Raw genomic sequence first — 13,373 nt, forward strand, 5'->3', positions numbered from 1 at the left:
GATCTTCAGAAACGGCTTGAGACTGTCAATGCGATGTCCCGGACGCTGCGATCGATATGCAGCTCACGGCCCGAGACCTTCATCGCCGGCCGCCCGCTCGGCGGCCGAAGGGTCATCGCCCCGGCCGCCGCGCCTCAGAAGACGTGGAAGGCGACGCCGGCCAGAAAGCTCTTCTCCTCGGTGCCCTTGAAGGTGGAGGTCTCGACGTTGCCGAACTTGTTGTGCCAGTACTGGAAGCCGACGAAGACATCGACCCGGTTGGGCTGGTCGTAGACGAGCTTGCCGACGTCGAGGACGAGGTTGGTGCGGGAGAGGACTTCCAGCCCGCGCGGCCGGTTGAAGGCGAAGGCCGCCGCGTTGCGCACGCCCCGGCCCTTGGGCAGCACGACGTTGTTGAAGCCGACCACGCTGAGCGGCAGCCCGGTGAAGGCCAGGGGGAAGCTGTAGACCAGCTCGAACTCGGGGACGGTCTCGAAGCTCTGGTCCCGGTCGGGCTGGACGTTGAAGCCGTTCCGGTTCCACTCCTTGTAGGCCTGCACGGAGAGATTGAGGAAGCCGGCGGGCACGTCGAAGGCGATGTTCAGGCCGCCGACGACGGCCCGCTTCTTCGCGCCGAAGGCGTTGTTCTGCGTGTTCGCGTCGAAGCCGAAGGCGAGGGACACGCCCTTGACGAGGCCGGGGACGGTGAAGGCCTTCGAGCCGGTCAGCGCGTTGAGGCTCAGCGTGCCGCGGTAGAGCCCGTAGGCTTCGGTGTTGCCGTAATCGGCCACCAGCGGGGCGGCGATCGAGCCCGGCGGGTTGGTGGTGCCGGCCGGAAACTGCGAGCCGGACTTCAGGATGTCGAGGGAGAAGAAGTTCGTCCCGTAGTCCCAGGCGTCGGCGTGGGAGATGTTGAGGATCTGCTTGGGCGCCTCGCGGCTGACGAAGCTCCCGTCCGGACGCCGGATCTGCACGCCGGGCGCGACGCTGGGGAACTGGTAGCGGTAGCTGACCTGGGTGTCGGCGAACAGGAAGAACGGGCCATCCCTCACCACCGTCGTCGCCTCGGGCGCGACCGGCGCCGAGGACGCCGTCCCGAGCTCCTGCGCCCCGGCCGCACACGTCATCCCGAGCGGCACCAGCGCGGCCGCGATCCGACACGCCATCGTCATGTCCGCCTCCGAACCTGCCTGCCAGCCCGCATGCTGCGGCGGCGATGACGGTGCCGGCCTTCGCGGCGCCGCGCCGTCGAGAGCCGCACCCGGTGGGACCGGGCGCGACCGGTCCCCTCAGGCCCGGTCGAGGGCGGCCGCGCGGGGGAAGGCCGGCGCCAAGTCGACGGGGGTGTTCTCGACCGGGGTGGGCTCGACCGGGGCGTGCTCGGCCGGGGCGTGCTGGGCTCCGGCGCCGAGACGGTCCGAGTTGAGCAGCAGGTTGAGGACGATGGCGCCGATCGCGCCCAGCGTGATGCCGCTGTGCAGGATCGGGCCGGCCCAGTCCGGCGCCGTGGCGGCGAACAGCTTCGGCGCCGCCATCGGGATCAGGCTGAGGCCGATGCTCACCGCGACGACGATCTGGTTGCGCCGATCCCCGAGATCGGCGGCGCCGACGATCTTGAGGCCCGCGGCGGCGACCATGCCGAAGATCACGATGCCGGCACCGCCGAGCACGGCCGGCGGGATCGAGGCGACCACGAAGGCGACCTTCGGCAGGAGGCTGAGGGCGAGGATGATGCAGCCGGCCGCGGCGGTGACGTAGCGGCTGCGGACCCGCGTCATGTTCACCAGCCCGACGTTCTGGGAGAAGGAGGTGTGCGGGAAGGTGTTGAGGCAGCCCGCGATCAGGGTCGAGAGCGAGTCCGCCATCAGGCCCCGGGTCAGGGTGCGCCGATCCACCGGGCGCCCGACGATGTCGCCGACCGCGAGGAACATGCCGGTCGACTCGACCAGCGTCACCATCATCACGATGCACATCGCCGCCATCGCCGTGAGGTGGAAGGTCGGCCAGCCGAAGTGGAACGGGGCGACGAGGGCGACGAGCGGCCGGTCGGCGAGCCCGTCGAGGTGAAACAGGCCGAGCGGCCACGCCACGCACAGGCCGGCGACGAGGCCGATCAGCACCGCGATGTTGGCCACGAAGCCTGTGGCGAAGCGGCTGACCACCAGGATCACCGCCAGCACGAAGGCCGCGACCCCGAGATGCATCGGCGCCCCGAAATTGGCCGCGCCCATTCCCCCGCCGGCCCAGTTGATGCCGACCGGCAGCAGCGTGATGCCGATGATCAGGATGACGGTGCCGGTGACGAGCGGCGGGAAGAAGCCCGCCATGCGGGCGAAGAACGGGCGCAGCAGCAGCCCGAAGATCCCGGCCCCGATCGTCGCCCCGAAGATGCCGGGCAGGCCGATCGTCGGATCCTGCGCCATCGCCACCATCGGGCCGACCGAGGCGAAGCTGACGCCCATGATGACCGGCAGCCGGACGCCGAACATCCCGATCCCGAGGGACTGGATCAGGATCGCGAGGCCCGTCACCAGGAGGTCGCAGTTGATGAGGTAGGCGACGGTCTCGGCGGGCAGGTTCATGGCGGCGCCGAGAATGAGCGGCGGCGCCACCGCCCCCGCGCTCATCACCAGCACGTGCTGCACCCCGTAGGCGAGGAGCTTCGGCAGGGGCGGGACCGTGTCGACCGCGTCGACCTCGCGCGGGGTCCCGGGCAGATCCGTCATGGGTGTGTCCTCCGCCAGCCGGGACCTCGTGGGGCGTCGTCCCGTGATGGTGTCGTCAGGGTTCCGCGCCGGGGACCGGACCTCTTCCGGGTCCGGGCCGTCCGAGGCGGGGTTCAGGCCGGGCGCAGGGGGTGTCGCCGCCTCGCCCGGTCGGGCTTGCGGCGCGGTCCGGCCGGGAAAGGATCGGCGTCGCGCGCCGCATTCGGTGTCATGCGCTGCCGACTGGGCCGGCCATTCGAAACTTGCATGGCCAGCGGCGAATGCCAGCCGCGGATTTCGGAAGCAGTTTGCGAAAACTCGCTAAGGTCGGTCGCGCAAGCGCCCGTATGCTGTCCTTCGCTGACGGCCCCGAAGCGGCGTGCCCGGCACGGCGTTCCTGCCGCGATCACGCGGCATCTGGCCGTGGGGGCGCGGCGCGGCCTGTCCGGCGCCGCCCCGCGGCGCGCCCGGAGAGACGCGATGACCTCCCTGCTCCTGACGAACGCCGACGTCCTCGTGACGATGGACGCGGGCCGCCGCGAGATCCGAGGCGGCGCGGTCTACGTGGAGGACAACCGGATCGTCGCGGTCGGCGCCGCGGCCGAGGTGCCCGCGCAGGCGGACACGGTGCTCGACATGCGCGGCCACGCGGTCCTGCCGGGCCTCGTGAACACCCACCACCACATGTACCAGACGCTGACCCGCGCCGTGCCCGCGGCGCAGGATGCCGACCTGTTCGGCTGGCTGAAGGCGCTCTACCCGATCTGGGCGCGGATGACGCCGGAGATGATCCGCGTCTCGACCCAGACCGCGATGGCCGAGCTCATCCTCTCGGGCTGCACCACGTCGAGCGATCACCTCTACATCTACCCGAACGGCTGCCGCCTCGACGATTCGATCGAGGGAGCCGCGGAGATCGGGATGCGCTTCCACGCCGCCCGCGGCGCGATGAGCGTCGGCGAGAGCGCGGGCGGCCTGCCCCCCGACGCGGTGGTGGAGGACGAGGCCGCGATCCTCAAGGACGCGCAGCGGCTGATCGAGCGCTGGCACGACCCGTCGCGGTTCGCGATGCGGCGGATCGTGGTGGCGCCGTGCTCGCCCTTCTCGGTCAGCCGCGCCCTCATGCGCGAGGCCGCCGACCTCGCGCGCCGCACCGGCGTCGGCCTGCACACGCATCTGGCGGAGAACGACGACGACGTCCGCTACAGCCTGGAAACATTCGGCATGACCCCGGCGGAGTACGCCGCGGATCTCGGCTGGACCGGGCCCGACGTCTGGCACGCCCACTGCGTCAAGCTCGACGCGGCCGGGATCGCCCTGTTCGGCCGCACCGGCACGGGGGTCGCCCACTGCCCCTGCTCGAACATGCGTCTCGCCTCGGGGATCGCGCCGGTCCGGCGGATGCGGTGCGCGGGCGTGCCCGTGGGGCTGGGGGTGGACGGCTCGGCCTCCAACGACGGCTCCCACATGCTCGGCGAGGCGCGGCAGGCGATGCTGCTGGCGCGCGTCGGGCACGGGCCGGCGGCGATGACCGCGCGGGAGGCGCTGGAGATCGCCACACGCGGCGGGGCGACGGTGCTGAACCGGGACGACATCGGCGCGCTCGCCCCCGGCATGGCGGCCGACATCGTCGCCTTCGACCTGCGCGGCATCGCGATGGCCGGGGCCCTGCACGACCCCGTCGCGGCGCTGGCCTTCTGCGCCCCGCAGCGCGTGGCCTGGAGCATCATCGACGGCCGGATCGTGGTGCGGGAGGGCCGCCTCGAAACGCTCGATGAAACGGCGCTGGCCGCCCGCCACAACGCGCTCGCCGCCGCGCTGGTGCGGGACGAGGTGGCGTAAAGCCGGGACGTGACGCGAACGGGGGCGACGCCACATCCGTCGATGCGGCGCCGCCCCGGGTCGTCGTTTCCCGCCGCTCGCGAAGCAGATGGGTCGAGGATCAGAAATCGACCTCGACGGCGAGGCCCTTGGCGACCGCCAGATCGACCGCCGCGGAGGCCACGGCGAGATCCTGCAAGCCCACGCCCGTCCCGTCGAACAGGGTGATCTCCTGCGTCGAAGCCCGGCCGGGATGGTCGCCGTTGATCACCGCGCCGATCTCGACGATGGCGTCCGCGGCCAGCAGCCCGCTCGCCACCGCGTGCTGCGCCTCGCCGATGCTGGTCGATTGCGCGACCTCGTCGGTGAACACCGTGGCGGCGGCGAGGATCTGGGCCTCGACCTCCTGCTTGCCCCGGGTGTCCGTCCCCATGCAGGCGAGATGCGTCCCGGGGCGCACCTGGGACGCCTTCAGGATCGGGTCGAAGGAGGAGGTGATCGTCACGATCACGTCGGCCTCGGCGCCGAGCCGGTCGAGATCGACCGCCTCGAACGGCACCCCGTGCTCCCGGGCCACCGCCTCCAGCCGGCCGAACATGCCGGGGTGCAGGTTCCAGGCGAGGATCTTCTCGAAGGGTCTCTGACCGAGGGCCGCCCGGAGCTGAAACGCCGACTGGTGGCCGGCGCCGATCATGCCGAGCACGCGGGCGTCCTTCCGGGCGAGGTAGCGGATGGAGATCGCGCTGGCCGCCGCCGTGCGCAGGGCGGTGAGGAGGTTGCCCCCGACCACGGCGCGGCAACGGCCCGTATCCGCGTCGAACAGGAACACCGTCGACTGGTGGTTGGTGAGGCCCTTCTCGCCGTTGCCGGGCCAGAAGCCGCCGGCCTTGAGGCCGAGCGCCAAGCTCTCCCGGTCGAAGCCGGACTTGAAGCCGTAGAGCGCGTCGGCGTGGCCGATCGCTTCGCGCACCACCGGGAAGTTGCGGGCGCTGCGCTTGGCCATCGAGGCGAAGACCTTCTCGACGGCGGCGAAGCAGTCCGCCGCCGTGACGAGGCCCTCGATGGCGCGCTCCGGAACGATGATCATGGGCGTGCTCTCCCTTCGCGCGCGGGTTGGGGCTTCAATACGCCTTGCCGCGGGCCGAGACCGGCCAGAGCGCTTCGACCTTGCCGTTGCGGACGCCGACGTACCAGTCGTGCACGTTGCAGGTCGGATCGCAGTGGCCAGGGACCAGCCGCAGCTTGTCGTTGACCTTCAGCCGACCGTCGGGATCGTCGATCACCCCGTGCTCGTCGGAGCACTTGACGTATTTCACGTCGTCGCGCCCGAAGACGAAGGGCAGGCCGGAATCGACCGATTGCGCCTTCAGCCCGGCATCGCAGATCGCCTTGTCGGCCTTGGCGTGGCTCATCACGCTGGTGAGGATGAACAGCGCGTTCTTCCACTCGCCCGCGTCGATGCGCTGCCCGTCCTGGTCGCGGATGCGGCCGTAATCGGCGTCCATGAAGGCGTAGCTGCCGCATTGCAGCTCGTTGTAGATGCCCGAGCCGGCCTCGAAATAGTAGCTGCCGGTGCCGCCGCCGCTGACGAGTTCCGGCTCCAGCCCCTCGCGCTTGAGCGCCTCGACGGCCTCGCGCACCTGGGCGATGGCGGCGTCGAGCTTGGCGCGCCGCTCCTCGTAGGAATCAATGTGCTGCATCGCCCCCTGGTAGGCCTGGATCCCGGCGAAGCGCAGGTTCTGGGCCGCGTCGATGGCCTTGGCGATGGCGACCACGTCCGCCGCAGTCTTCACGCCGCAGCGCCCGGCGCCGCAATCGATCTCGACGAAGCCGTCGAGCTGCGTGCCGTGCCGCTGCGCGGCCGCCGAGAGCTCGGCGACGTTGGCCACGTCGTCGAGGCAGACGATGACCCGGGCGCCGTAGCGCGGCAGGCGGGCGAGCCGGTCGATCTTGGCCGGGTCGCGCACTTGGTTCGAGACGAGGATGTCGGTGATCCCGGCGCGGGCGAACACCTCCGCCTCCGAGACCTTCTGGCAGCAGACGCCGCAGGCGCCGCCGAGGCTCTGCTGCAGCTTCAGGACATCGACCGACTTGTGCATCTTGCCGTGGGCGCGGTGGCGCATGCCGTGCGCCTTGGCGTAGTCGCCCATCTTGCGGATGTTGCTCTCGAGGGCGTCGAGATCGAGGATCAGGCAGGGCGTCTGGATCTCGTCCTCGCGCATGCCGGGCAGGGCGGGGACGTCGTAGCCGACTTCGAGTTCGGCGGTCCGGGTGTGTGCGTTCATCGCTGTGCTTCCCTTCATTGCCACGGCAGCTTGTCGAGATCGACGTTCCCGCCGGTGATGATCACGCCCACGCGCTTGCCCGCGAAGACGCCGGGGTTCTTCAGGACCGCCGCGAGAGGCACGGCGCTCGACGGCTCCATGACGATCTTGAGCCGCTTCCAGATCAGGTGCATCGCCGCCACGATCTCGGCTTCGGAGACGGTGAGGATGCCGGCGACGTGGTGGCGGACGAAGTGCCAAGTGAGGTCCTTCAAGGGCACCTTCAACCCGTCCGCCACCGTCACCGGCGCGTCGTCGGCGATGATATGGCCGGCCTGTAGGCTGCGGTAGGCGTCGTCGGCCTGCTCCGGCTCGGCCGCGTAGACCGCGATGTGCGGCGCGAGGCCGGCGAGCGTCAGGCAGGTGCCCGACACCATGCCGCCGCCGCCGATCGGGGCGATCACCGCGTCGAGGCCGTCCACCTGCTCGATGAGTTCCCGCGCGCAGGTCGCCTGCCCCGCGATCACCCGGGGATCGTTGTAGGGATGCACGAACTCGGCGCCCGTCTGCGCGACCACCTCCGCGAACACGGCCTCCCGGGAGGAGGTCGAGGGTTCGCACTCCACCACCCGCCCGCCGTAGCCGCGCACCGCGTCCTTCTTGGCCTGCGGGGCGGTGCGCGGCATCACCACCGTGCAGGGGATGCCGCGCCGGCCCGCCGCGTAGGACAGGCAGGTGCCGTGGTTGCCGGAGGAGTGCGTCGCCACCCCCCGCGCCGCCTGCGCGTTGGTGAGGCTGAAGACGGCGTTCGAGGCGCCGCGCGCCTTGAAGGCGCCGGCCTTCTGGAGGTTCTCGCACTTGAAGAACAGCTCAGCGCCCGCGGCCTCGTCGATGAGCCGCGAGGACAGGACCGGGGTGCGGTGGATGTACGGCCGGATGCGCTCGTGCGCGGCGAGCACGTCGTCGAGCGAGGGGATCGCCGCGGGGGGGCTCGTCGAGGGGAGGCTCGTCGAGGGGGTGGTCGTCGCGGGGACGATGGTCGAGGCAGCGGTCACGGCGCCCATCCTCCTCAGGCCGCCGCGCGGAGGTCGGAGGCCGGGGCGCTCCGGTAGACCGCCTGCGCCGCGGCGACGCCGGAGCCCAGCTCGACCCGCAGGCCGAGATCGACCATGGCCATCTCCGCCGCGGCGATGCCGGACAGGGCCATCACGTCGGTGAGGCTGCCGAGATGGCCGATGCGGAACACCTTGCCGGCCACCTCCCCGAGCCCGACCCCGAAGGCGACGTCGTACTTGCGGGCGGCGTGGGCGACGATGTCAGTGGCGTTGAAGCCCTCCGGCGTGCGGATCGCGCTGACCGTGTCGGAGTAGAGGTCCGGCCGGGCGGCGCAGAGGGGCATACCCCAGGCCGCGACCGCGGCGCGGACGCCGTCGGCGATGCGTCGGTGCCGGGCGAACACGTTCTCCAGCCCCTCCGCCAGGAGCAGTTCCGTCGACAGCTTGAGCCCGTTCAGCAGGCCGACGGCCGGCGTGTAGGGGTAGGCGTTGTTGGCGTAGCCCTTGGCCATGTCGCGCACGTCGAAATAGGTGCGCGGCAGGGTCGCCGTGGCGGTGGCCGCCATGGCCTTCGGCGAGAACGCCGTGATGGCGAGCCCGGCCGGCAGCATGAAGCCCTTCTGCGAGCCGGTGACGGCGACGTCGACGCCCCAGGCGTCCATGCGGAAATCCATGGACGCGATCGAGCTGACGCCGTCCACCAGCAGCAGGGCCGGATGGCCGGCGGCGTCGAGCGCCTGCCGGACCGCGCTCACGTCGGAGCGCACGCCGGTCGCGGTCTCGTTGTGGGTGACGAGGACGGCCTTGATGGCGTGCGCCTTGTCCGCCGACAGGATCTCCGCGAAGCGGTCCGCCGGCAGGCCCTCGCCCCACGGGGCCTCGACGACGCGGACGTCGAGGGCGTGGCGGCGGCACATGTCGATCCAGCGGTGGCTGAACATGCCGAAGCGCGCCGCGAGCACCGTATCCCCCGGGCTGAGCGTATTGGACAGGGCCGTCTCCCATCCGCCCGTCGCCGTCGACGGGAAGATGAACACCTCCGCGTCCTCGCTCTTGAGCACCTTCTTCACGCCGGCGAGCGCCGGATGGAGGATCTGCCCGAACAGCGGCGAGCGATGGTCGAGCGTCGGCATGTCGGCGGCGCGGCGCAGGACTTCCGGCATGTTGGTCGGGCCGGGGATGAAGACGGGATTCTGGGCAAACATGGCTGGGCGCTCTCCTCCGTTGCCGAAAAGGTAGCACGGGTGCCCGGCGTTTGATATTTTTTTGAAAAAGTTTTTCATTTATGGCCCCAGAGACAAAACGAATGGCGGCGCAGTCGCTTGGCATTTTCCGTTGAGCGGAAAATTTTTTCACGGTACGCGGGGCCGGTCGGATCGTGCGCGGAGGGCGTCGTGGAGGCTGGGAATCGCCGCAGGGGACGGCCGAAGGGATTCGGCGGGGCCAAGCCCGCCGACACCATCCAGGCCCTCGACCGGGCGCTGGACGTGCTCGACGTGCTCGCGGCCAGCGACGGCCTGACCCTGTCGGAACTCGCCGGCCGGCTCGACCAGTCGGTCGCGACGATGCACCGGGTCCTGGCGACCCTGGAGCGGCGGGCCTTCGTCGAGATCAGCGCCGACCGGCAGGAATGGCACGTCGGCGCTGAGGCCTACCGGCTCGGCTCGGCTTTCCTGCGCCGCAGCAACGTCGTCGAGCGCAGCCGGTCGACGATGTGGGCCCTGATGCAGGAGACGGGCGAGACCTCCAATCTCGGGGTCGAGAAGGAGGGGCACGTCCTGTTCGTGAGCCAGGTCGAGACCCACGAGACGATTCGCGCGTTCTTCCCGCCGGGCACCCTGTCCCCGCTCCACGCCTCGGGCATCGGCAAGGCCCTGCTCGGCACCTTCGAGCCGGCGCGGATCGACCGGCTGTTCCGGGGGAAGGACCTGGAGCGCTTCACGGACAAGACCGTCGCCACGCTCGCGCAGCTCCGCGACGAGATCGCGGCGACGCGCGCGCGGGGCTACGCCATCGACGACGAGGAGCGCACGACGGGCATGCGCTGCGTCGCCGCGCCGATCCTCAACGTCCACGGCGAGGCGGTGGCGGGCATCTCGGTCTCGGGCCCGACCCACCGGGTGACCGACGAGCGGGTCCGGGAGATCGGCGAGCGGGTGCGCAAGGGCGCCGCCGCCGTCTCGCGGTTGCTCGGCGCGCCGCGGTGACCGGGTCGCCCCGGCGCGCCGGGCCGGCCACCGGGTAACGGCGCGGCTCACTCGGCCGCCGCGTCGTAGGCCTCCGGCGGCGGGCAACTGCACATCAGGTTGCGGTCGCCGTAGGCGTTGTCGACCCGGTTGACCGGCGGCCAGTACTTGTCCATCCCCCGCGCCCCCGCCGGGAAGCAGGCCGCCTCGCGGGAATAGGGCCGCTCCCAGGCGCCGATCAGGTCCTGCACCGTGTGGGGCGCGTTCTTGAGCGGGTTGTCGGCCCGGTCCGCGCGGCCGGTCTCGATCGCGCGGATCTCCTCGCGGATCGCCAGCATCGCGTCGCAGAACCGGTCGATCTCGCCCTTGGTCTCGGACTCGGTCGGCTCGATCATCAGCGTACCGGCCACCGGCCAGCTCATGGTCGGCGGGTGGAAGCCGCAATCGATCAGCCGCTTGGCCACGTCCTCGTTGGTGACGCCCGCGCTCTTCTGGAACGGCCGCAGGTCGACGATGCACTCGTGCGCGACCCGGCCCTGCGCCCCGGCGTAGAGGATCGGGTAGGCGCTCTCCAGACGCTTGGCGATGTAGTTGGCGTTGAGGATGGCGACGCGGGTGGCCTGGGTGAGGCCGCGCCCGCCCATCATCAGGCAGTAGCTCCACGAGATCGGCAGGATCGAGGTTGAGCCGAACGGCGCGGCCGAGACCGCGCCCGCCTCCCCCGTGCGGGGATCGCCCGGCAGGAACGGGATCAGGTGCGCCTTGACGCCGATCGGCCCCATGCCCGGCCCGCCGCCGCCGTGCGGGATGCAGAACGTCTTGTGCAGGTTGAGGTGGCTCACGTCGGCGCCGATGTCGCCGGGCCGCGCGAGCCCGACCAGCGCGTTGAGGTTCGCCCCGTCGAGGTAGACCTGCCCCCCGTGCTCGTGGACGATGGCGCAGAGTTCGCGCACCCGCGCCTCGAACACCCCGTGCGTCGAGGGGTAGGTGATCATGCAGGCGGCAAGCCTGTCCGCGTGCTGCTCGGCCTTGCGGCGGAAATCGTCCACGTCGACGTTGCCGTGCGCGTCGGCGCCGACCACCACCACGCTCATCCCGCACATCTGGGCCGAGGCCGGGTTGGTGCCGTGCGCCGAGGACGGGATCAGGCAGACGGTGCGGTGCGCCTCGCCCCGCGAGAGGTGGTAGCCGCGGATCGCCAGCAGGCCCGCGTACTCCCCCTGCGCCCCGGAGTTCGGCTGCATCGAGATCGCGTCGTAGCCGGTGATCGCGCAGAGTTTTTCCGACAGGTCGCCGATCAGCTCGTGGTAGCCGGCGGCCTGATCCGCCGGGACGTGCGGGTGAATTTCCGAAAATTCCGGCCAGGAGATCGGCAGCATCTCCGCCGTGGCGTTGAGCTTCATCGTGCAGGAGCCGAGCGGGATCATCGCCCGGTCGAGGGCGAGGTCGCGGTCGGCGAGGCGGCGCATGTAGCGCGTCATCTCGCTCTCGGCCCGGTTCATGTGGAAGATCGGGTGGGTCAGGTAGGCGGAGGTGCGGTGCAGCGCCGCCGGGAGCCGCGGCGCGGGCCACGCCTCGTCGTAGGCGAGGGCGTCGCCGCCGAAGGCGCGCCACACCGCCTGGACGATGTCCGGCCGGGTGCGCTCGTCCACCGTGATGCCGATCCGGTCCGCACCGACTTTGCGCAGGTTGACGCCGTTGGCCACCGCGTTGCGCAGGATCACGCCCTGGAAGGCGCCCACCGGCACCGTCACCGTGTCGAAGAACGCCGCGTGATCGGGAGTGAAGCCGAGGCGCTCCAGCCCCTCGGCGAGGCGTACCGCGTCGCGGTGGACGCGTTGCGCGATCGCCTTCAGCCCCATCGGCCCGTGATAGACCGCGTACATCGAGGCGACGACGGCGAGCAGCACCTGGCTCGTGCAGATGTTCGAGGTCGCCTTCTCGCGGCGGATGTGCTGCTCGCGGGTCTGGAGGGCGAGGCGGTAGGCGCGGTTGCCGCGGGCGTCGACCGAGACGCCGACGATCCGGCCGGGCAGCGCGCGCTTGTGGGCGTCGCGGGTCGCCATGTAGGCCGCGTGCGGGCCGCCGTAGCCCATCGGCACGCCGTAGCGCTGCATCGAGCCGACCGCGATGTCGGCGCCCATCTCCCCCGGCGCCTTGAGCAGCGTCAGCGCCAGCGGATCGGCCGCCACCACCGCGACGGCGCCGGCCCCGTGCAGGGCGGCGATCGGCTCCGAGAGGTCGCGGATCGCCCCGGTCACGCCGGGGTACTGGAACAGCGCGCCGAACACCGCCGCGGGGTCGAGGTCGGTGAAGGGATCGCCCACCACGATGCGCCAGCCGAGCGGCGCGGCGCGGGTCCGCAGCACCGCGATCGTCTGCGGCAGGCAGTCCCGGTCGATGAAGAACGCGTCGGCCTTCGAGGTCGCGACGCGCTTGGCCATGCCCATCGCCTCGGCCGCGGCGGTCGCCTCGTCGAGGAGCGAGGCGTTGGCGACGTCGAGGGCGGTGAGGTCGCAGACCAGCGTCTGGAAGTTCAGCAGCGCTTCGAGCCGGCCCTGGCTGATCTCGGGCTGGTAGGGCGAGTAGGCCGTGTACCACGCCGGGTTCTCGAAGATGTTGCGCTGGATCGCGGGCGGCATGGTCGTGCCGTGGTAGCCCTGGCCGATCAGGGAGACGAGCAGCCGGTTCTTGTCCGCCGTCTCGCGCATCCGCTCGATCGCGCGCCGCTCGGTGAGCGCCCGCCCGAAGTCGAGTCCGCCGGCCTGTCGGATGTCGGGAGGCAGGGTCTCGTCGATCAGCGCGTCGAGGCTCGGCGCGCCGACCCGCTCCAGCATCTCGCCGATCTCGGCGAGCGTCGGGCCGATGTGGCGGCGGTTGGCGAAATCGTAGGGGTCGTACTGGCTGGCGGCGCTCGTCATGGGCGGCTCTGTCCGGATGGTGTTCTGGGATACGGTCGCGACCGCCCGGCCGGGTCGCCGGGCGGTCGGCGCAGGTGTCACTTGTCGAGGGCGTCGTAGGCGGCGGCGTCCATGAGCGCGTCCATCGCGCCCGGGTCCGAGAGGCGCATCCGGTAGAGCCAGCCCGCGCCCTGCGGGTCGGCGCCGACCCCGGCCGGGTCGTCCACGGCCGCGCCGTTCACCTCGGTGACCTCGCCGTCCAGCGGCGCGTAGACGTCGGAGGCGGCCTTGACCGACTCGACCACCGCGGCGGGCTCGCCCTTGGTCAGGCGCGCTCCGACCTTCGGCAGCTCGACGAAGACGAGGTCGCCGAGCTGCTCGGCGGCGTGGGCGGTGATGCCGACCGTGGCGATCCCGTCCTCCAGCCGCAGCCACTCGTGGTCCTCGGTGAATCTCAGCATCG

At 71.3% G+C, this 13,373-nt stretch carries 10 protein-coding genes; 2 read left to right on the forward strand and 8 right to left on the reverse strand.

What is annotated here, in order from left to right:
- Nucleotides 1-134: 134 nt before the first annotated feature.
- Both Q8W71_RS05560 and Q8W71_RS05565 read right to left on the reverse strand, forming a co-directional pair.
- Nucleotides 135-1,151 (reverse strand): hypothetical protein, encoded by a 1,017-nt coding sequence (locus tag Q8W71_RS05560; RefSeq protein ID WP_305524335.1) that lies wholly within the window; start codon nt 1,149-1,151, stop codon nt 135-137.
- Nucleotides 1,152-1,268: 117 nt separating this feature from the next.
- A complete protein-coding gene (locus Q8W71_RS05565) occupies nt 1,269-2,705 on the reverse strand; it encodes a nucleobase:cation symporter-2 family protein (RefSeq protein WP_305524336.1) in 1,437 nt (478 codons plus the stop codon).
- Nucleotides 2,706-3,164: 459 nt separating this feature from the next.
- Between Q8W71_RS05565 and Q8W71_RS05570 the strand changes: the two genes are divergently transcribed.
- Complete coding sequence (locus Q8W71_RS05570) at nt 3,165-4,526, forward strand: 8-oxoguanine deaminase (RefSeq protein WP_305524337.1); 1,362 nt, start codon at nt 3,165-3,167, stop codon at nt 4,524-4,526.
- 100 nt (nt 4,527-4,626) lie between these two features.
- Here the strand turns inward: Q8W71_RS05570 and bhcD are convergent, their stop codons facing one another.
- From bhcD to bhcA, 4 genes are all read right to left on the reverse strand, one after another.
- Nucleotides 4,627-5,592, reverse strand: a complete 966-nt coding sequence (bhcD, locus tag Q8W71_RS05575; RefSeq protein ID WP_305524338.1) for an iminosuccinate reductase BhcD — start codon at nt 5,590-5,592, stop codon at nt 4,627-4,629.
- A gap of 34 nt (nt 5,593-5,626) precedes the next feature.
- A complete protein-coding gene (bhcC, locus tag Q8W71_RS05580; protein ID WP_305524339.1) occupies nt 5,627-6,790 on the reverse strand; it encodes a 3-hydroxy-D-aspartate aldolase BhcC in 1,164 nt (387 codons plus the stop codon).
- Nucleotides 6,791-6,804: 14 nt separating this feature from the next.
- Nucleotides 6,805-7,746 (reverse strand): beta-hydroxyaspartate dehydratase BhcB, encoded by a 942-nt coding sequence (gene bhcB, locus Q8W71_RS05585; RefSeq protein WP_305524433.1) that lies wholly within the window; start codon nt 7,744-7,746, stop codon nt 6,805-6,807.
- Between the two features lie 92 nt (nt 7,747-7,838).
- Nucleotides 7,839-9,029, reverse strand: coding sequence for an L-aspartate--glyoxylate aminotransferase BhcA (bhcA, locus tag Q8W71_RS05590; RefSeq protein WP_305524340.1), 1,191 nt, complete (start codon nt 9,027-9,029; stop codon nt 7,839-7,841).
- Nucleotides 9,030-9,218: 189 nt separating this feature from the next.
- On the opposite strand from bhcA, the gene bhcR reads away from it, so the two are divergent.
- Nucleotides 9,219-10,031 (forward strand): HTH-type transcriptional regulator BhcR, encoded by an 813-nt coding sequence (bhcR, locus tag Q8W71_RS05595; protein WP_305524341.1) that lies wholly within the window; start codon nt 9,219-9,221, stop codon nt 10,029-10,031.
- Nucleotides 10,032-10,078: 47 nt separating this feature from the next.
- On the opposite strand, the gene gcvP is transcribed toward bhcR, so the two are convergent.
- Nucleotides 10,079-12,931, reverse strand: coding sequence for an aminomethyl-transferring glycine dehydrogenase (gene gcvP, locus Q8W71_RS05600; protein ID WP_305524342.1), 2,853 nt, complete (start codon nt 12,929-12,931; stop codon nt 10,079-10,081).
- Between the two features lie 77 nt (nt 12,932-13,008).
- Nucleotides 13,009-13,371 (reverse strand): glycine cleavage system protein GcvH, encoded by a 363-nt coding sequence (gene gcvH, locus Q8W71_RS05605; RefSeq protein WP_305524343.1) that lies wholly within the window; start codon nt 13,369-13,371, stop codon nt 13,009-13,011.
- Between the last annotated feature and the right edge of the window lie 2 nt (nt 13,372-13,373).

It is taken from the genome of Methylobacterium amylolyticum, assembly GCF_030700245.1.
Lineage (GTDB): Bacteria > Pseudomonadota > Alphaproteobacteria > Rhizobiales > Beijerinckiaceae > Methylobacterium.